The sequence below is a fragment of the Rudanella paleaurantiibacter genome (assembly GCF_009184635.1).
In the GTDB taxonomy this organism is placed as follows: Bacteria; Bacteroidota; Bacteroidia; order Cytophagales; family Spirosomataceae; genus Rudanella; species Rudanella paleaurantiibacter.
On the sequence record NZ_WELI01000007.1, the window covers coordinates 156,450 to 175,632 of the forward strand.

At 55.6% G+C, this 19,183-nt stretch carries 15 protein-coding genes; 8 read left to right on the forward strand and 7 right to left on the reverse strand.

Features of this window, described 5'->3' with window-relative positions; translation table 11 throughout:
- Positions 1 to 87 precede the first annotated feature (87 nt).
- The 4 genes from F5984_RS18020 (at position 88) to F5984_RS18035 (ending at position 3,261) form a co-directional block, all read left to right on the forward strand.
- Positions 88 to 1,371: a Gfo/Idh/MocA family protein gene (locus F5984_RS18020; RefSeq protein ID WP_152125616.1), complete on the forward strand. Its 1,284-nt coding sequence runs from the start codon at positions 88 to 90 to the stop codon at positions 1,369 to 1,371.
- 73 nt (positions 1,372 to 1,444) lie between these two features.
- Positions 1,445 to 1,738, forward strand: a complete 294-nt coding sequence (locus tag F5984_RS18025) for a type II toxin-antitoxin system HigB family toxin (RefSeq protein WP_152125617.1) — start codon at positions 1,445 to 1,447, stop codon at positions 1,736 to 1,738.
- Between the two features lie 6 nt (positions 1,739 to 1,744).
- On the forward strand, positions 1,745 to 2,134 hold the full coding sequence (locus F5984_RS26765; protein WP_246169117.1) for a helix-turn-helix domain-containing protein: 390 nt from the start codon (positions 1,745 to 1,747) through the stop codon (positions 2,132 to 2,134).
- 110 nt (positions 2,135 to 2,244) lie between these two features.
- Positions 2,245 to 3,261 (forward strand): threonine aldolase family protein, encoded by a 1,017-nt coding sequence (locus tag F5984_RS18035; protein ID WP_152125618.1) that lies wholly within the window; start codon positions 2,245 to 2,247, stop codon positions 3,259 to 3,261.
- Positions 3,262 to 3,298: 37 nt separating this feature from the next.
- Here the strand turns inward: F5984_RS18035 and F5984_RS18040 are convergent, their stop codons facing one another.
- From F5984_RS18040 to F5984_RS18055, 4 genes are all read right to left on the reverse strand, one after another.
- On the reverse strand, positions 3,299 to 4,030 hold the full coding sequence (locus tag F5984_RS18040) for a hypothetical protein (protein ID WP_152125619.1): 732 nt from the start codon (positions 4,028 to 4,030) through the stop codon (positions 3,299 to 3,301).
- Between the two features lie 50 nt (positions 4,031 to 4,080).
- Positions 4,081 to 4,845, reverse strand: coding sequence for a LytR/AlgR family response regulator transcription factor (locus F5984_RS18045; protein ID WP_152125620.1), 765 nt, complete (start codon positions 4,843 to 4,845; stop codon positions 4,081 to 4,083).
- Positions 4,842 to 5,876 (reverse strand): sensor histidine kinase, encoded by a 1,035-nt coding sequence (locus tag F5984_RS18050; RefSeq protein WP_152125621.1) that lies wholly within the window; start codon positions 5,874 to 5,876, stop codon positions 4,842 to 4,844. Before F5984_RS18050 ends, F5984_RS18045 begins: the two co-directional genes overlap by 4 nt.
- A gap of 119 nt (positions 5,877 to 5,995) precedes the next feature.
- Complete coding sequence (locus F5984_RS18055) at positions 5,996 to 6,970, reverse strand: fasciclin domain-containing protein (protein ID WP_152125622.1); 975 nt, start codon at positions 6,968 to 6,970, stop codon at positions 5,996 to 5,998.
- A gap of 241 nt (positions 6,971 to 7,211) precedes the next feature.
- On the opposite strand from F5984_RS18055, the gene F5984_RS18060 reads away from it, so the two are divergent.
- Positions 7,212 to 8,801 (forward strand): bifunctional GNAT family N-acetyltransferase/carbon-nitrogen hydrolase family protein, encoded by a 1,590-nt coding sequence (locus F5984_RS18060; protein ID WP_152125623.1) that lies wholly within the window; start codon positions 7,212 to 7,214, stop codon positions 8,799 to 8,801.
- A gap of 229 nt (positions 8,802 to 9,030) precedes the next feature.
- Complete coding sequence (locus F5984_RS18065) at positions 9,031 to 9,636, forward strand: transposase (RefSeq protein WP_152125624.1); 606 nt, start codon at positions 9,031 to 9,033, stop codon at positions 9,634 to 9,636.
- 188 nt (positions 9,637 to 9,824) lie between these two features.
- Here F5984_RS18065 and F5984_RS18070 read toward each other — a convergent pair whose 3' ends face one another.
- Together F5984_RS18070 and F5984_RS18075 are read right to left on the reverse strand one after the other, a co-directional pair.
- Positions 9,825 to 10,703 (reverse strand): glycerophosphodiester phosphodiesterase family protein, encoded by an 879-nt coding sequence (locus F5984_RS18070; RefSeq protein WP_185155553.1) that lies wholly within the window; start codon positions 10,701 to 10,703, stop codon positions 9,825 to 9,827.
- A gap of 108 nt (positions 10,704 to 10,811) precedes the next feature.
- The gene (locus F5984_RS18075) at positions 10,812 to 13,091 is read right to left on the reverse strand and encodes a spermine/spermidine synthase domain-containing protein (RefSeq protein WP_152125626.1); all 2,280 of its coding nucleotides are present in this window, start codon (positions 13,089 to 13,091) and stop codon (positions 10,812 to 10,814) included.
- A gap of 109 nt (positions 13,092 to 13,200) precedes the next feature.
- Between F5984_RS18075 and F5984_RS18080 the strand changes: the two genes are divergently transcribed.
- Together F5984_RS18080 and F5984_RS18085 are read left to right on the forward strand one after the other, a co-directional pair.
- Entirely contained in the window at positions 13,201 to 14,007 is an 807-nt protein-coding gene (locus F5984_RS18080; RefSeq protein WP_152125627.1) for an SDR family oxidoreductase, read from the forward strand.
- Positions 14,008 to 14,051: 44 nt separating this feature from the next.
- Positions 14,052 to 16,706, forward strand: coding sequence for an MGH1-like glycoside hydrolase domain-containing protein (locus F5984_RS18085; RefSeq protein WP_246169119.1), 2,655 nt, complete (start codon positions 14,052 to 14,054; stop codon positions 16,704 to 16,706).
- 22 nt (positions 16,707 to 16,728) lie between these two features.
- Here F5984_RS18085 and F5984_RS18090 read toward each other — a convergent pair whose 3' ends face one another.
- The gene (locus F5984_RS18090; protein WP_246169121.1) at positions 16,729 to 19,164 is read right to left on the reverse strand and encodes a TonB-dependent receptor; all 2,436 of its coding nucleotides are present in this window, start codon (positions 19,162 to 19,164) and stop codon (positions 16,729 to 16,731) included.
- Between the last annotated feature and the right edge of the window lie 19 nt (positions 19,165 to 19,183).

Sequence of the window (19,183 nt, forward strand, 5' to 3'; positions counted from 1 at the left end):
AATGAATGACATTTTATGTATTTGACTATCAGTATATTATTCATTTTCTGCACTATACATTATACATTTAACTCTAAAGTTCCCTCCATGAACAACTCTATGAATCGCCGGGCGTTTTTGCAGCAAAGCAGTGCAGCCGCCCTTAGTTTGGCTCTGCTGCCGAGTTTCAAACGGCGCGTGGCCCCCTCCGACAAAGTGCGCGTGGCGCATATTGGCCTCAACGGCATGGGTACCGCCCACCTCAACTGGTTTGCTAAACTGCCCGATGTAGACGTGGTGGGTCTGTGCGATGTCGACGAAAATCACCTGAACAAAGCGCTCGCGACGCTCAAAGGGCATCATCCCGATACGACGGCCAAAACCTACGCCGATTTCCGCTACCTCCTCGACCGCAACGACATTGACGCCATCACCTGCGCTACCCCCGACCATTGGCACGCGCAAATTGCCATTATGGCGTTTCAGGCCGGTAAAGATGTGTACGGGGAGAAACCGCTTTCGTACACCGTGCGCGAGGGTCAGCAGATGCTCAAAGCACAAAATCGCTACAATCGTATTTTTCAGCTGGGCACCCAGATTCATGCCGGCGACAATTACCACCGGGTTGTCGAACTGATCCGGGCGGGGGCCATCGGAAAGGTGCATACCGTGCGGCTCTGGCGAACTGGCACCCCGCCCGTATTGGGGCCGGCCAATTACCAGACTCCACCCAGCACACTCAACTGGGACATGTGGCAGGGACCCGCGCCCGCGTCGCTCTACACGCCTGAGCGTTGCCATTTCACGTACCGGTACTTTCTGGATTACTCCGGCGGGGTGTTTCAGGACTTCTGGTGCCACATTGCCGATGTAGTCTGGTGGGCGCTGAACCCGACGGGGCTGCGGACGGTGCGGGCCAGGGGAGAAGCCACCGAAGGGATTGGCGACACCCCAAAATGGATTGATATCGACTATGCGTTCGACGGGCTGAACCTGCACTGGACAAGTACCCCCCCCAATGTGCCGGGTGCCGAAAAACGGGGCATCGGGGCTTATTTTGAGGGGGATAAAGGCACTCTGTTGTGCGATTATAGCACCCGCGAAATTACCATTAACGGTGTCACGATGAACGACGTACCCGAAATTCCGATTACGCTCGAACGCTCACCCGGTCATCAGCAGAACTTTATCGACTCGGTAAAGTCGCGGAAGGAGCCGGAATCGAATCTGGCCTACGCCCGGCAGATGACCCTGCCTATGCACCTGGGCCTGATTGCATGGCGGCTCGGCGAAACCCTGGAGTGGAATCCCCGCAAAGAGAAGTTCCGGCATAACCGGGCTGCCAATGCACTGCTCTCCCGCGAAAACCGGAAGGGCTGGGATTTGGTATAGTTCCGCAAATCGGAATTATTTTTTACTTTGCGAACTATTTGCCCCAGTCACTTGTGATCTTAATGCCTTGCTCATGGTTATCATTAGCAAAACCATGTTGAATGAGTTTGCCCAACGGCACCCCGACGTTGCCAATGCCCTCAATGAGTGGTATGATATAGTCAGCAAGGCCGATTGGCAATCATTTGCCGATGTCAGGCAAACGTTCAATCACGCTGATTACGTGGGTAATGACCGTTTTGTGTTTAATGTGAAAGGTAATCAGTACCGGATTGTGGGTATGATTTTCTTCGACAAACGCACGCTGTTTGTTCGGTTTGTTGGAACACATGCTCAGTATGACAAGATAAACTGCTCAGTCGTATAGAAAGCTATGGAAATCAGAACAGAACAGGACTATCAGGCCCTCATGTCTCGCATTGAAGGCTTTTTGCAGAAAGCGACTGAGGGGGGTGGGTTTACGGCGTTGTCGCCCGAAGAAGGGGATGAGCTTCATCGTCTTTCGTTGCTTGCCGAAGCCTACGAAGACAGTATTCCGATTATGCCATTGCCCGTGCCGCCCCCGAAGAATCTGGTAGATATTCTGGAACACAAAATGTACGAGCAGCGGATGAAACAGCGCGATCTGGCGCGGCTGCTGAATGTATCGGAAGCGCGTTTGTCGGATGTGCTGTCGGGCAAGCGCAAACCTAATCTGGACCTGGCAAAACGAATCCACTTACGGCTCGGCGTCGATGCTGAGACTGTATTGAGGTTGGCCTAAGAAAGTTTACAGTCTTCTGTTTACCGTTTTCAGTTGCGCGAAGCGGTCTGATCATGCGTCAGCCAACTGAAAACCGTACACTGAAAACTGTAAACCAGAAACTATAAACCATGACAATTGACCTTCGTAGCGATACCGTTACGCAACCAACGCCCGCCATGCGCGAGGCTATGTTTTCGGCCCCGCTGGGCGATGATGTTTTCGGCGATGACCCTACCGTAAATGCGCTGGAGACCAAAGTCGCCGAACTGTTTGGTATGGAGGCTGCCCTGTTCTGCCCCAGCGGAACCATGACCAATCAACTGGCGATTCGGACGCACACGCGCCCCGGCGACGAGGTTATTTGCGATCAACTCTCGCACATCTACCTGTACGAAGGGGGCGGTACTATGGCCAACGCTCTGGTGTCGGTGGCCCTGCTGCCGGGCGTGCGTGGCAAACTGACCCCGGAGCTGATTCGGGATGCAGTGAATAACCCCGCCGACCCGCACCGGCCTCTGTCGCGGCTGGTGTCGCTCGAAAACACCATGAACAAAGGGGGCGGCTGTTATTACACCGTACCCGAAATTGCCGCTATTCAGCAGGTGTGCAAAGACCATAAGTTGGTGCTGCACCTCGACGGTGCCCGGCTGTTCAACGCCCTGATCGAAACCGGAGATAGCCCCGAAGCCTACGGCCAACTCTTCGACTCGATTAGTATTTGCCTCTCGAAAGGGTTGGGGTGCCCGGTGGGCTCACTGCTGCTTGGTACACGTGATTTTATCGCGCAGGCGCGTCGGTACCGGAAACTGATGGGGGGCGGCTGGCGGCAGGCTGGTTTTCTGGCGGCCGCGGGCATCTACGCCCTCGACCATCACGTGAACCGGCTCAAAATTGACCACTCCCGCGCTCGTAAAATCGGGGCGATACTCGAAAAACGGCCGGAGGTTGAAGAGATTTACCCGATTGATACCAACATCGTTATTTTCCGGTTGCCCGAGTCTATTCTGGCCACCGACTATGTGGCTCAATTGGCCGAAAAGGGCATCCGGGCGGTTACGTTCGGTAAGCACCTCGTTCGGTTTGTAACGCACCTCGACTTTACCGACGAGCACCTGACCGAGCTGGAAAAGCGGCTGGCTGTGTAGCACGCGGCACGGTGCGTTGGTTGCGGGAATAGCCCCGTCAGAACGTGAACCCGGCGCGGATAGCCACCCGGTTGAAATCGGACGATTGGCGCGAACTCCGGCCGGGTTGTTCAATGATGGACCGTTGAAGATAGTACCCGCCACTGAGCAGAAAACTGGTGTTGCGCACAAATGGAAACCGCAAGCCCAACCCGGCCGAGGTGTATGCCCCGCCAATGTAGTTCAGGCCGGGGGTGTCGTTTACGGTTGCGTTGAAACCGTAGCCACCATCGACGAAGTAGAAAGGAATCGGCCCCTGCCGTTGCGAAGGCCCCGACAGGTCGCCCCGGACAGAAGCAAAAAAGGGAACAAACGTCTGGGTTGCGTACAGGTCGACCCCGGTACCAAGGCCAGCGTATAGCCAACGGCTAAACCGAAACCCGTTGATGACGTGAAATGTGATAGCGGCCGTTGTAACAGCCTGCGCTGTTGTGTTGCGAGCCGCCAACGGCCCCAGTTCGACAAAAAGACCATAGCCCCGGCTGCGCGCAGCCGGGGCTTTTTCGTGCCGGATACTCAGGACGTTGGTTTGCGGAAACACAAACCGGTTGCCGTCGCGGGTTTCTAGGGTCACGCTCGAATCTGAAAGGGCTGACAGGATTTGCCCGCGCAATACCCAACCGTTACGGAGCAGCAGTACGTCGGTGGTGGTAGGGTCGGTTATTGTTTGGGCGTAACCAGTTGATGTAATGAAACAAATAAAGAGGAAGGTAAGTACGGAATGGCGCATGGAATTGGTGACTGTGGATAGTTGACATACGGCTGCTGGCACCCTCGGGGCTATTGCTCCAGCCACGCTTTAAACTCGGGTACCCGCTCGCGGCTCACAAAGACCTCTTCGTCGGGGGCGGGCTGGAAATGTAGGCGCAGGCGGCCACCCACGTTGGTCCGAATATCCCGAATGGTGTTGATACGGGCCACCACCTTGCGGTTGACCCGAAAAAACTGCCGGGGGTCGAGCTGCATTTCGAGTTCTTCGAGGGTATAATCAATTACGTACCGGCGGTTATCGGTCGAGACGAGGTACACAATCTTGCCATCGGCGTAGAAGTAGGCCACGTCGTCGGTGTTCCGAAACTGGAGATGGTCGCCAAATTTGACCAGAAACCGGGTTTTGTAAGCGCGCGACAGTTGCGCAATATCGCGGCTTAGCTGATGAATCAGGTTCGGGGCCAGTACCGGAACGGGCATGAGCCGGCTACGCCATTTGTTCAGTGCGCGGCCCAACTGCGTAGGGTCAACGGGTTTGAGCAGGTAGTCGATGCTATTGACCGAAAAGGCGCGCAGGGCATACTGATCGTAGGCGGTGGTAAAAATCACCGGACAGTGAACCGAGGTGCGGTTGAAGATGCCGAAGCTGAGGCCGTCGGAGAGGTGAATGTCCAACAGCAGCAAGTCGGGTTGGGGGTGAGTGGCAAACCAGTCGACGGCGTCGTCGACTGAATCAAGCGGGCCCAGAATGGTCAGGCTATCGTCGTGTTCCCGGATTAGTTTGGCCAGCCGTTCGGCCGCCAGATCTTCGTCTTCAATCAGCAATACGTTCATGGTTTGGAAAGGCGGATCAATGGAAGAGTAACCCGAAACGTACCGCCCTGTTGCACAACCGACACGTCGCGTTGCGTAATAAACCGATACCGTTGCCTAATGTTTCTCAGCCCCACGCGCGTAGAGCCCTCCACTTCGGTTTTGGGCTGTACATTGTTGGTCACAACCAGGCCGGGCGAATCTTCGACCGAGACGTTGATGGTGAGCGGGCGGTTGTGGGAGCTGACGTTGTGTTTAATGGCGTTTTCGAGCACCATTTGCAGGGCTGCCGGCACAATGTAGTAGTTGCGGTACGTGTCCGGTACGTTCAACTGAATACGTAGCCCCCCGTTGAAACGGGTTTTGAGCAGATAGCTGTACGATTCCAGAAACTGCATCTCCTCGCTGAGCGATACCAGCTCGCGGTTGCTCTGATCGAGCACGTGGCGGTACACGTTGGATAGCTGTTGGATAAACTCCTTCGCCGAAGCAGGGTCTTTGTCGACCAGCAGGCTCAGTACGTTGAAGTTATTGAACAGAAAATGCGGGTTTACCTGCGCTTTCAACGCCTGTAGTTCGGCCTGCACGGTGGTCTTTTTCAACTGCTCGGCCTCCAGCTGTGATTGGCGGTACTGCCGAAACAGAAACTCGGCTGCGTTCAGGATATTGATAAACAGATTGACCCGGTAGCCAAACACCAGACATAGCTTAAACACCACGACGAGGTTGGCGAGGCTATACCCCTCGTAGGCTCCGCCCACAACCCACACGATAGGCGTAATCACGACCAGCACCAGCAGCAGACTCAGCACAAAATGAATCAGCAGCGGGTGCCAGGGCCACGGCCACCGACGTTGCACGGCCGGAATGGCCCAACTCAGCAGATGGTTGCCTTCCCAAACCAGCCAGACAATGGCCAGTACAACCCCGGCCGCTACCCAATTGGGGGCCGTAATCTGGTAACGGGACAGGGTGTCGAGAAAATGCAGATTCAGGTACGAATAGCCTGCCAGCAAGGCTACAAACAGGTACCGGTAACGATGCGCAAACATGGTGGATAGGGAATGCTCTAAAAAGCAGGCAGGAGGCTACTTTGTTTGCTGCGGCCTGAAAAGGCAATACCACCCCCACGGCGGAGGGTGGTATGACACGTTGAAGGTGCGAATAGAAATTAGGGAAGAAGAACGCGGTCGATAACGTGCACGACGCCGTTGAGCGTGGGTACATTAGCAATCACCACGTTGGATGCCATAGCGTTGCCGCGGCCCCTTACCTGAACACCGCTACCCGAAACGGTGGTGCGGAGCGTGGCACCGTTGAGCGTGGGCACATCGGCGTTGTTGGGCACGTTGGGCGAGTACACCTGCTGCCCCAATACGTGGTAGGTCAGAATACGGGTCAGCACGGCTGGGTCGGCGGCACGGATGGCATCAATGGTGGGGAAACCCGCATCGATAAACGCCTGGTTGGTGGGTGCAAACACGGTGAGCAGCGGGGTGGTGCCGAGTACGCGCTGCACATCTACCGAACCCTGGGTCGCCCGTTGTACGGCGGCTACCAGATACGTCAGGTTGGGGTTGCCCGCAGCCACTTCGACAATGTTACCGGCCGGTGGCAGCAACACGCTGTTGAGGATATGGATAACCCCGTTGGAAGCCAGCACATCGGCCTGCGTCACAGGAATACCGTTGACCGTAACGCCGGCACCCCGACGGGTTACGTGAAACTGAGGAGAAATGAGCGTGTTGAAGCCTACTTCGACCTCCGGGAAAATATCCGAGAAGAACCGGTTGCCGGGAATAACGTGGTAGCCCAGAATTCGGCGCAGGGTCGGAATGGGTGCGTTGTTGATGGCGGCCTCGTCGGGGAAACCCGCTGCCCGGAAGGCATCGTCGGTAGGAGCAAACACCGTGAAGTCGCCGGGATTGCTTAGCGTACCTGCCAGCCCCGCCCGAATCACAGCGGCTTCGAGCAGCGTATGCACCGGGCTGTTGATAACGATTTCGGCCAGGCTTTGGGTACCTACGCGGGCCGCGCCCTGACGCGACGGGCGGAGGTCGGCGGCTGTTTCGCGCTCACAGCTGCTCAGGGGTAACAACAGGCCCGTGAAGACCACGGCGATTACAAACGTGAAGGTTTTTTTCATGGTTAACAACGTGTTGAAACATGTGGTGAATCAGGAAACAATCACGGGTATAACCGGTGTGGATGAACCGTTGGCCGGGCTGCTGGGAGTGAATGGAAAGAACAAAGGAGTAGACCGCCCAAAGTGGGGTGTAAACCGGGTTAAAACCGTAGTTCGTTCGGAACCACCGGCAAGGCTACGGTGGTTAGTAGAGGCATGTAGCTCTGGCGAGCCAACAGGAATTGACAAACGACCGACACGTATGCGCATTGATACCCGAAACTTACGGAGAGAAGATTACGCCGACCTGAAAGAGGCCATGATTGAGTCATACAGTGGCATCGGGGGCGATTATTGGGAGAAAAACCTCATCGACAAGCTGCTGCGGGTGTTTCCGGAAGGGCAACTGTGTGTGGAGGTCGATGATAAAGTAGTTGCCTGCGCGCTCGCTATTCGGGTGAAGTACGCCGATTTTGGCGATGACCATACCTACAAGGAAATTACCGGTGGCTACACCTTCAGCACCAATAACCCCAAGGGCGACTGGCTCTACGGTATCGAGGTATTTGTGCATCCCGATTACCGCGATTTGCGGCTCGGCCGACGTTTGTACGACGCCCGCAAGGAACTGTGCGAGCAACTGAACCTGAAGGGGATTATGGCGGGTGGCCGGATTCCGAATTACGCCAGCTACGCCGATAAACTGTCGCCCCGCGACTACATTGCCAAGGTCCGGCAAAAGGAAATCTACGACCCTACGCTTAGCTTTCAACTTTCCAACGACTTTCACGTGAAGAAAGTCCTGCGGGGTTACCTGCCCGGCGATACCGAGTCGAAAGAGTACGCGACCCTGCTGGAGTGGAACAACATTTACTACGTGGATGAAAAGAAAAAACGCTCACATTCCGACGCCATTATCCGGCTGGGGGTGGTGCAGTGGCAGATGCGCCATTTCCCGACACTCGAAGCATTTTTCGATCAGGTTGAGTTTTTCGTAGATGTAGTAAGCGATTATAAAGCTGACTTTCTGGTGTTGCCTGAGTTTTTCAACACCCCCCTGATGGCTGAGTTTCGGGATATGCCCGAGCCCAAAGCCATTCGGAAACTGGCCGAGTACACCGAGGAGGTTCGCGAACGGCTGGTGAAGTTTGCCATTTCGTACAACGTCAATATCATTGGGGGGTCTATGCCGCTCATGGACGATGGTAAGCTCTACAACGTGGCCTACCTTTGTCGACGCGACGGCACCTGCGAGGAGTACCGAAAAATTCATATCACCCCCAACGAGGTGAAGTACTACGGTATGGTAGGTGGCAACGAGGTGCGGGTGTTCGATACCGATTGTGGTAAAATCGGGATGATGATCTGCTACGATGTCGAGTTCCCTGAACTGGGGCGGATTCTGGCGGCTCAGGGTGCCCAGATCATGTTTGTACCCTTCCTGACCGATACGCAGAACGGCTACTACCGGGTGCGAAACTGCGCTCAGGCGCGGGCCATCGAAAACGAGTGTTACGTGGCTATTTCGGGTTGTGTGGGTAACCTGCCCAACGTACCCAACACCGATATTCACTACGCACAGTCGGCGGTATTTACGCCCTCAGACTTCCAGTTTCCGAACAATGCGGTCAAAGCCGAAGCGACTACCAACACCGAGATGGTACTCTTCGCCGACGTTGACCTGTCGTTGCTGAAAGAGTTGCACGAATACGGCTCGGTACAGAACCTCAAAGACCGTCGGCCCGATTTGTACGAAGTAAGCCTGAAGAAGTCATCCCGGCGCACGGCCAAAAAAGCCTCGCCCGACAACGACCCCGAATATGTTGCACCCATTCAGATTGTGACACCGTAAACGATGTTATCTTGTATGGAAGGATGGCCGCTTTGGGAGTAGTCAAGTCAGCTAAAAGATGTCATCTTGTTTGGAAAGATGACATCTTTCCGAATAGTCAAGTCAGCAAAGAGCTGTCATCGTTTAAACAAGATGGGGGCTCTGGCAGACATGGTCAGTCGGGCGTACTGGTTGGACTCGTTCCTGATTAAAATATTGTAGTATTACAGGTTTAAACCCCTGTAAGCTAATGAATGACAAGTATTCATCCCCTTTTGAGCCGGATGCTTTTTATCATGTCTATGCCCGGTCTAACAATGGTGAGACTTTGTTTTTAACCGATGAAAACCGAACGTTTTTTCTTCTGAAGTTGGAACGTTACATAGGCCAAATTGCGACTGTTTATGCCTATTGTTTAATGGATAATCATGTCCATTTTATGATTAAGCTTAAGGCTAAGGAGGAGCTTACCAGTAAATTGGCTGATAAGGGTTTGGGTGTTAATGAAGCAGTCAGTCAGCTTTTTCGTAAGTTTTTTATCAGTTACTCGGCCTCATTCAACCGGTTTTATGATCGGAAGGGTAACCTGTTCCAACGCCCATTTCGACGGATACACGTTGATACTGATAGCTATTTTACGGCTCTCATTGCCTATATTCATTGCAATCCAACAAAGCATCTGAATAAGAATTACCAAACCTGGACGTGGAGTAGCTACAAGGCGATGCTGAGCAACAAACCGACGAAAGTGGCCCGTGCTGAAGTTCTACAATGGTTTGGTGGCCCCGTTGATTTTGAAAAATTTCATAAAGGGTATAGCGAAGCGTACCTGGATGAACGGTATTGGCTGGAATAGCGCTGAGATGACATCTTGTTTAGAAAAATCGGGGCCGCCCGGCGGTCATCTCTTTTTTATCAAACACGCGCTTGTTGGTTTTTAGAGATGTCATCTTTCTAAACAAGATGACATCTCTTTTTATCAAACGCAGGCTTGTCAGTTTTTAGAGCTGTCATCTTTCCAAACAAGATGACAGCTCTGATGCATTACCTCGCTACCGCCCGGAATACCTCCAATGGGCGGTCGGTGCTCATGATATCGGCACCGTTCTGAGCCCACTCCTTGTAGAGACCGTCGCCTTTGGTTGCGGCCTGCTTATCGAGGTTACCCAGTGTACCCAGAATACAGGCAATGCCTTTGGCGTGCAGAAACTCGTACAGGGCTTTGTCGGGTTCGCGGACGCCCACAAAGGCTACCATCCGGTTGTCGGGGATACCCAGTTCGCGCAGGCGGTCGTACTCGGCCTGATTCCGAATGGTCACCGAAATCATCAGCTCAGGGGCCATTTTGTGGAGCCGGGCGGCATCGGCCGCGTTGTAGGTAATAATGGCTGCTATATGGCCCGTACCCGTTTGCCGAACCATGTTTACCACTTTATCGAAGCTCACATTACGCTTTACATCGAGCGTGAAATAAACGCCTGCCTTGCGGCCCCAACGTAGCACCTCTTCCAGCTTCGGAATTTTGTACGGCGTAGGCGTGCCCAGATTGTCTTCGAGCCGGTACTGCTGAATCTGCGCGTAGGTCTGCTCAATGAGCTTGCCGGTGCCGGTGGTGGTGCGGTCGAGGGTAGCGTCGTGCATCATCACCAGCACGCTGTCGCGGGTCAGGTCGATGTCGCACTCGATAATAGCCGGGGCTTCGCGCGTCCCGATTTGCCGGGCCACATACGCGAACGACTCGATGCAGTTTTCGGGGTAGCCCTTCAAATCGCCCCCGCCCCGGTGTACCGAGATGCGGGCCGTTTGGCCGGGTTTGTATTTGAAAAACTCATTGGCCCCATTGCCCGGCGCACGCAGGCTTGCCTTGGGGGTACAGGTTACCAGCGAAACGGCCAGTAGGGGCAGCAGAAAGGTATTTTTCATTATCCGAACGGTAATTCTGAACGTCGATTTAGGTGATTGTATGGGTTATGCCTAGGCTCATGGTCAGCAAATAGCCTAGTCAATCAATCCAATCCGAGGAATCAAAGTTCAGAGTTTGTCTCGCTGCCGGATGCTATACTCATCTTTAGGAAACAGGTCGGTATTGATTTCGGGGCCAACCGGCACGTTGCCCGGTATAGTATGGGTGTGCGACTGGTATTTGGCCAGTAATCCCCACAAATCAATCCCCGCCGAGCGGTAATGAGCCTGGGTGTAAGGGCTTTCGATCCGTTGCCGAATGGCGGCCCAGTCGACCGTAATGGGCTGATTACTACCAATCAATACCAGTTGGTCAACGTACACCACGTACGGAAATACCGACTGAAATGTGTTGCGGATACGGGTTGTAGGAGCCCACGTGACCGCGTAGCCGCCCGGCCGGAGCCGCGACCGCAGCAACTGAAAATACTCGCGCGAGTACACATTGCCCGAAAACGCCGACGATGGCCGGAGTGCGTCGGCCTCGATTACATCGTACCGCTCATCGCTGTGTTGCAGGGCGTAGCGGCCATCGCGGAAGATGAGCTGTAACCGTTTGTCGATGAGAAGATTGTTGACGGTGCTGTCGTTGGCTTCGGCACCGTAGTCGGCCACGATCTGAGCCTGATTGCTCACAATCTCGAAGCAGTCGATCCGGCGGGTTTCGGCCCGGCCGGCCATGCCGTGTACCGTTCCGCCCGACCCCAGCCCGATTACGGCAACCCGCTCGGGGTTGGGGTGAATCATAACGGGCAGGGCTCCCAGCAAGGTATGCACCGGGTCGATGGAAAACGGTAGGCCGCTTTGCCCCAGACCATTCACAAATACAACTCCCGATTGGTGGTTAGGCAGCAGTTTAATAACCGACACACCCGATGCATTCTCGTTGAACAGGATGTCTTCGGGGACATCAACGCCGTTGAGCCGTTGCCAGAACCGGGTATTGTCGGGAATGAGCAACAGGGCGAGTACCTGCGCTACTGTCAGCACCGAAACGGCCAGTGTGTTGAGGTGTTTTCGGGCAAACAAAACAAAGCCGTACACCACGCCCAGCCCCGCAATCAGTTTGAGCAGGGCCGCCGTGCCCAGCACCGGAAATCCGATCCAGGTAACCCACCAGGCTCCAATGGCCGACCCGACGATATTAACAAACTGAAGCCAGCCAACCTTACGGCCTACCTCTTCGAACCGATCCTGAATGAGCGACTGCGACACGGCAAAGCTCAGACCCATCAGAAACGTAGGCACAAACAGCAGAAACAGCGGCATGAGCCCGTAGGTGAAAAAGGCAAAACCCGGCGACAAAACAGGCTCGCCACTTTTGAAATACTGCCACAGAAAATCGAGCGAGGGCACCCGGCCAATGGCGTTGACAAATACCCCAACGGAAGCCGCTGTGTACACGTATAGAACGGTTTGCGCCCACAAAAATAGCCGCTCGCGCGCGGCCGGGGCTTTGAAACGGGCGTTGCGGCCCAGCCCCACGCCCACCAGCGTGCCCAGGGCCATCGAGCCAAGATACACCGCCAGCAAGACCGAGAAGGTGAGCGATACCGATTTGATAAGAGTTTCGAGAACCCGGAACCAGATCAGCTCCAGCGACAGGGCGGCCAGTCCCGACAACAGGTATTGTACCGACCAGACCGTGAGTGCGGGCGTAAAGCGCATTGGTTCGGTGGCTGTGTCGGGTTCGGTGTTGGTGGTTTCGGGCGAGTTGCTCCAGGTTCCGCGTCCCATGCCCCAAGCACCCACCACGCACAGACCGTTAAACAAAACACCCACCCAAATCGCCGACTCGTACCCCATCTGCCGAACCAGCACAAAACCCGTGATAAACGCGCCCACGGCCGCACCGAGGGTATTCACGAAGTAGAGCAGGCTGATGTAACGCGCCTGCGCGGGGCCGTCGCTGAACCGAAATGCCCGCGAGAGGGCAGGTAGTGAGAAGCCCATCAGAAATGTGGGGAGCAGCAGTACCAGAAATACCACCACGTACATTACCACCGGGCTGCTGCTATCGACCGGGTTGTTGACGTACAACACATCGTACAGCACCCATTTGCTCAGAGCGGCAAAGCCCATAATACCGGCTTCGGCCAGGAGAAAGTACCGGAGGTTGCGGGCGGCTGAGGCCCGATCAGACAGGCGACCACCCACCAGATAACCCAGCCCCAGCCCCGTCATGAACGCCGAGACAATCAGGCTGATACTGACCGTGTCGGAGCCGGTGTAAAAAACGATTAACCGTTGCCAGATAACCTGGTAGAGCAGGGCTGCAAAACCAGATAAAAAGAACAGGATGTACAGAAAGAATAGTGACGAGCGAGACGGTTGGGTAGAATTCTTCATTCTGCAAGATATAGCGCGCACGGTAGGATGGCAAAAACACGGGCACGGGTTTCTGGTTTCCTCGTTAGTAGGCCTCTCATTTAGCCTAATACCTACTCAACCGATTGGCATGGCAGAACAAAAATTAAGTGGGCAGACGGCCCTTGTTACCGGAGCAAGCTCTGGGATTGGAGCGGGGGTGGCCCGGGCACTTGGACAGGCGGGGGCCAATGTGGTAGTCAACTACGTCAGCAATGCCGATGAGGCCGAGGCCATTGCCGCCGAAATCAGGCAGCAGGGTGTAGAGGCCGTAGCCATCCGGGCCGATGTGTCGCAGGAACATCAGGTGCAGGCCATGTTCCGGCAGGCCGTCGAGCAATTCGGGACAATTGATATTCTGGTGAATAATGCCGGGCTTCAGCGCGACGCTCCGTTTCATGACATGACCCTGCAACAATGGCAAACCGTGATCGACGTGAACCTGACGGGGCAGTTTTTGTGCGCCCGTGAGGCTATCCGCGAGTTTTTGCGCCGGGGGCCACGCCCCGAGGTGTCGCGGGCTACGGGTAAAATTATCTGCATGAGTTCGGTCCATGAACTGATTCCGTGGGCGGGCCACGTGAACTATGCCTCGTCGAAAGGGGCCATCAAAATGCTCATGCAATCGCTGGCGCAGGAGTACGGCGACCGGCAGATTCGGGTCAACAGCATTTGCCCCGGTGCTATTCAGACACCCATCAACACGGCGGCCTGGAGCACTCCGCAGGCGCTAAATAGCCTGATGACACTCATCCCCTACAACCGCATTGGCCAACCCGGCGATGTGGGCAAACTGGCCGTTTTTCTGGCTTCTGATGATTCGGATTATATCACCGGGGCCAGTATCTTCATTGACGGTGGCATGACCGTGTTTGAGGGCTTTGCCACGGGTGGTTGATGGGGAAGGTTGAAGGTCTGATTTTACTCTTTTCAAACTACTCCATGCCTACCTCTTCTTCCCAACCCGATTCCGAACGCCTGCGGGTATTGGCCAACGATCAAAAGCCGGTGCCCCTCGAAAAATGGGGGCCGTACCTCGCTGATCGGCAGTGGGGCACCGTCCGCGAAGACTACTCGGCCAATGGCGATGCCTGGAACTACTTTCCCCACGACCACGCCCGCTCGCGGGTGTACCGCTGGGGCGAGGATGGGCTGCTGGGAATCTCGGACCGGCGGCAACACGTGTGCTTTGGGCTCGCCCTCTGGAACCATACCGACCGGATTCTGAAAGAACGCCTGTTTGGCTTGACCAATGGCGAGGGTAACCACGGCGAAGACGTAAAGGAGCTGTATTACTACCTCGACAACACGCCCACGCACTCGTACATGAAGGGCCTTTATAAGTACCCACAAGGCCCGTTTCCGTACGAACAATTGCTGACCGAAAATGCCCGGCGTTCGCGAAACGACACTGAGTTTGAACTGCTTGATACGGGGATTTTCGACGGGGGGCGTTACTTCGATGTGGTCGTTGAATACGCTAAAAACAACCCCGACGATGTGTGTATTCGTATCACGGTCACCAATCGGGGGCCGCAACCGGCCGATCTGACCCTACTCCCGACGCTCTGGTGCCGCAACCGCTGGGCTTTCGAACCGAATTACGAAAAACCGCTGATCAACCGACGGCCCGATATGCCCATGGGCGGAGTGGCCCATCTGAAACACCCCCGGCTGGGCGATTACTACTTCTACTATCAGCCCACCGACACGGCGTTGATGACTGAAAACGAAACCAACACGAGCCGGTTGTTCAACATGCCCAATGAGAACCCGTTTGTGAAAGACGCGTTTCACGGGGCCATTGCCGCTCAGAACGACTACCTGTGCACGTTGCTCCGCGAAAACCCGACGGGTACCAAATTTGCCCCCGTGTACCGGCTTCGTATTCCGGCGGGTGCGTCGAAAACGGTCTGTTTGCGGCTATCGAAAGAGGCAAATACCCGGCCGTTTGATGAGGAATTTGGCGAGGTGTTTGCCCATCGAATCGCCGAGGCCGACCAATTTCACAACCGGCTGGCTCCGGCGCAGACCACGGCCGAGCAGAAGCTGATTCAGCGGCAGGCATTGGCTGGTTTGCTCTGGTCGAAGCAGTATTACCACTACGATATTCCGCGTTGGCTCCACGGCGACCCCGGCCATCTGCCCCCTCCGCCCGAGCGGGTGCTGGGCCGAAACAACCGTTGGGAACACCTCAACAACGAAGATGTTCTTTCGATGCCCGACAAGTGGGAGTACCCGTGGTACGCGGCCTGGGATCTGGCGTTTCATTGTATCCCGATGGCGATGGTCGATCCGAGTTTTGCCAAGCATCAGCTCATTTTGCTCATGCGCGAGTGGTACATGAGCCCGCAGGGGCAGATACCCGCCTACGAGTGGAATTTTTCGGATGTAAACCCACCCGTGCACGCCTGGGCGGCCCTGTCGGTGTACCGGATTGAGCGGGCGCTGCATGGCAATGCCGACGTGTCGTTTCTGAAACGGGTGTTTCAGAAGCTGCTGATCAACTTTACATGGTGGGCCAATCGGCAGGACGAAGAAGAAAACAACGTGTTCAGCGGGGGGTTTCTGGGTCTCGACAATATCGGGGTCATCAACCGGAGCCACCTGCCGCCGGGTACGCTGCTTGAGCAGGCCGATGCTACCGCCTGGATGGGGATGTATGCCCTCAATATGATGGACATGGCGCTCGAGATTACCCGATTCGACCCGACGTTTGAAGACGTAGCCACCAAGTTCTACGAACAATACGTGCTTATTGCCGAGTCGCTGAATGGGGAGCTGTGGGACGATGAGGAACACTTCTTTTACGACCTGCTCCACCCCAATACGGGCCCTTCGACCAAGCTACGGGTGCGCTCGGTGGTGGGGCTTACGGTCTTGTTTGCGGTGTCGGTAATCAAGCACGAAAAGAGTCAGCCGTTGGCCGATTTTCTGAAGCGGATGCGGTTTTTCCAGAAATACCACCGCGAACTCGGCCGACCCCTGCCCGAACAGCGGGTCAATGCCGAGGGCGACATTCTGCTGTCGATGATCTCGGAAGAGCGACTGGTGAAACTACTGGAGGTGATGCTCGATGAGTCGGAATTTTTGTCGCCGGGGGGCGTCCGGGCCCTGTCGAAGTACCACGAACGGCACCCGTATAGTGTGCAGATCGACGGTGAGCTTCATAGCATTCGGTACGTACCCGGCGACTCCGACACGGGGATGTTTGGCGGTAACTCCAACTGGCGCGGGCCGGTCTGGATGCCGATCAATTATCTGCTTATTAAGGCGCTCAAGAAGTACCATCAGTTCTTTGGCGATACGCTGACAGTCGAGTTCCCAACGGGCTCAGGCAACCGGCTCACCCTGCGTGAGGTGTCGGACCGACTGGCCCGGCGGATGGTGTCTATTTTTGAGCGCGACGAGATGGGCAACCGGCCGGTACACGGGCCGTATAACCCATTTTACAGCCGCCCCGAAAACGCCGATCTGCTGCTGTTTTTCGAGTATTTTCATGGCGACACAGCGGCCGGTATCGGGGCCAGTCACCAAACTGGCTGGACGGCTGTAGTGGCCGAGCTGGTCAACGACGATGCCTGGGAGTGGGAGTAGGTGTGGTGCCCTACGCCCGAAATTAGCTCTTTACCCGTTGCTGTTCGGTGTCGGATCCGCCGGTTTGCCGCTGTTTGAGCGTTTGGCCGTTGCTAAACCGGTACGAGAACGAAACGGTTGCCACGCGGCTGTCTAAATAACTGTACCAGCGGGCGGTCGAATTGGTCAGCCCTTTGATGGTGCCTCCAACCTGATTTGTGTACAGAACATCGCTCAAGGCCAGCTTGGCCGTTCCTTTGTTTTTCAGCACCTTTTTCGAAACCGCTACCCGAACCTGACCCACCGGAATCACCACAAACTGCCCGAAATAAGCGCGGGTCTGGTAGCTTCCGCCCAGCTCGGCATTCCAGGCGGCACTCAGCCTAAACTGATTGGTAGGAGCCACGTGCCAATAGGTGCCCGTATTATCGAGCATTTGGGTGCCCAGTTGGGTTCTGAACTGGTTGTGCATCACCTCGGTGTAAAACTGAATGGTCCACCATTTGGCGGGCTGGTACGAACCGTTGACCGCTACCCCGTAGCTGACCTGTTGGCCAATGTTGCCGGGGCGACTGTAAAACACGGCGTTACGCTGCTCTATCGTTTCGGTGATGACGTCTTTCACCCGGCTGTAGCGCAGGGTTGTTGTGATAGCGCTGTTCCAGGTGTGCGATACCTCTAGATTATTAGAAAACGTAGGCCGCAAAAACGGGTTGCCGCCGTAGAGCGTAAACCGGTCGATGGGATAGGTGAAGGGGTTCATGGCCTGATAATCGGGCCGGTCGATTCGGCGGCTGAACGAAAGCCCAAGCTGATGCTTGCCCGCCGAGTCGAGCCGGTACGTGGCGTAAACTGTCGGGAAAAGATTGTTGTACTGCCGCGTAAACGACGAGTCTTTTACTTCCGGGTTACCCAACTGATGGCCCTCAACGGCCGTACGTTCGAACCGGAGCCCCGTTTGCACTGACAACCGCCCTCGCTCGACGTTGTAATTGAGGTAGCCGGCCTGAATACGCTCGGTATAGTTGAAGGCGTTCGAAAAGGTATAGTTGGGCCGGGGTTGTCCGTCGATTACATCGAAAAAGTTTGCCCGATTGCCGGTCTGAATGTGGCTCAGCTTGGCTCCGCCCGCCAGTTTGCTCCCCTTGTCCAGCGGATGCACATAGTCGAGTTTGGCCGTCAGAATATCGATAGAAGTAGGTAACGACGAATCCAGAACCGTATTCTCGGCGGTTTGCCCGGTTGCCAGAACCCGATTGGCGAGTGATTGATTCAGGTCAGAACGGTACGTCAGATAATCGACATTGGTAGTGAGTTCGCGGCCGGTGCTGTCGAATGAGTGGGTGAAATTGAGGTTCACGCTGCCGTTTCGGAGTACTTTATCGGCTTGGCTGAGAGCCTCAACGCGCGCGGTTGGCTGATCGGCTGCATCGCTCACGCGGGCGCTGTTGGTAATGGTGGCCAGGGTGGGGTTACGGAACCCACTCAGTACCACCCCGAACGTTGATTTTGGGGTGATGAGCCAGTCGAAACCTCCCTTGAGCGTGGCCCCGTTGAGCCGACGACGGATGTACGAGTTTTGGGTGAATCGCGATTCCAGAGGGCCATTGGGCAAGAAATACTCCCGCCAGATAGTCAGGTCCTGGTACGTATTTACCGTGTTGAGGCTCGCGTTTCCGAAGAAATTAAGGTTGCCCGTTCGGTAATTGACGTTCGCACTGTTGTTGCTCCGGTGGTAACGCCCCTGCCCATAGCTCAGGTTAACCCCTCCGTTGAATCCGCGGGCCTTTGTTTTTTTGAGCCGAATGTTAATTACCCCGGCATTACCGGCCGCATCGTACCGGGCGGGTGGGTTGGTCATAATATCGATGGCTTCGACCGAGCCCGCTGGTAATGATCGCAGGTAGTTGGCCAGATCGGTGGCCGATAGGTAGGTGGGTTTATCGTCGACAAACACAACGACTCCGCTCCGGCCCCGCAGACTGATGTTGCCGTTGGCATCGACCTGAACGCCGGGCGATTTTTCGAGTACATCGAGCGATGTAGTACCCGCGTTGCTGATGAGGGCGTCCGGATTAACCGTAACCCGGTCGATGCGCTGCTCCACAAAGGCCTTTCGGGCGGTCACCTGCACTTCGCCAAGTGTTTTTTCGGCCGGTACGAGCCCAATATCGGGGAGAGTGTGCGTAGAGGGTCCGGCCTCAAGCCCGAATGGGGCGCTGAGGTAGGGCTGATACCCCAGATAACTCACCGACACCCGGAACGTTCCGGCTGGCAGGCCCGCCACCAGAAATTGACCGGCTGCATCGGTCAGAGCCGCTTTTACAAAGGCTGAGTCGGCCGCTTTTACAACCGATACCACGGCGCCCTCAATCGGCTTTCGGTCGGGATCGGCAATGAGGCCCTGAAGGGTGTACGTTTGCGCCTGTGCGGCACCAAGAGCAATCAGGAGAAAGAGCGAAGAGAGAAAAAAACGCATGGCCGGGGTTGTTGACGGA

Coding starts and splice junctions, on each gene's coding strand:
- F5984_RS18085 (WP_246169119.1), top strand. CDS start 14,052: ATGCCTACCTCTTCTTCCCAACCCGATTCCGAACGCCTGCGGGTATTG.
- F5984_RS18020 (WP_152125616.1), top strand. CDS start 88: ATGAACAACTCTATGAATCGCCGGGCGTTTTTGCAGCAAAGCAGTGCA.
- F5984_RS18075 (WP_152125626.1), bottom strand. CDS start 13,091: ATGAAGAATTCTACCCAACCGTCTCGCTCGTCACTATTCTTTCTGTAC.
- F5984_RS26765 (WP_246169117.1), top strand. CDS start 1,745: ATGGAAATCAGAACAGAACAGGACTATCAGGCCCTCATGTCTCGCATT.
- F5984_RS18090 (WP_246169121.1), bottom strand. CDS start 19,164: ATGCGTTTTTTTCTCTCTTCGCTCTTTCTCCTGATTGCTCTTGGTGCC.
- F5984_RS18080 (WP_152125627.1), top strand. CDS start 13,201: ATGGCAGAACAAAAATTAAGTGGGCAGACGGCCCTTGTTACCGGAGCA.
- F5984_RS18070 (WP_185155553.1), bottom strand. CDS start 10,703: ATGAAAAATACCTTTCTGCTGCCCCTACTGGCCGTTTCGCTGGTAACC.
- F5984_RS18055 (WP_152125622.1), bottom strand. CDS start 6,970: ATGAAAAAAACCTTCACGTTTGTAATCGCCGTGGTCTTCACGGGCCTG.
- F5984_RS18050 (WP_152125621.1), bottom strand. CDS start 5,876: ATGTTTGCGCATCGTTACCGGTACCTGTTTGTAGCCTTGCTGGCAGGC.
- F5984_RS18045 (WP_152125620.1), bottom strand. CDS start 4,845: ATGAACGTATTGCTGATTGAAGACGAAGATCTGGCGGCCGAACGGCTG.
- F5984_RS18065 (WP_152125624.1), top strand. CDS start 9,031: ATGAATGACAAGTATTCATCCCCTTTTGAGCCGGATGCTTTTTATCAT.
- F5984_RS18025 (WP_152125617.1), top strand. CDS start 1,445: ATGGTTATCATTAGCAAAACCATGTTGAATGAGTTTGCCCAACGGCAC.
- F5984_RS18060 (WP_152125623.1), top strand. CDS start 7,212: ATGCGCATTGATACCCGAAACTTACGGAGAGAAGATTACGCCGACCTG.
- F5984_RS18040 (WP_152125619.1), bottom strand. CDS start 4,030: ATGCGCCATTCCGTACTTACCTTCCTCTTTATTTGTTTCATTACATCA.
- F5984_RS18035 (WP_152125618.1), top strand. CDS start 2,245: ATGACAATTGACCTTCGTAGCGATACCGTTACGCAACCAACGCCCGCC.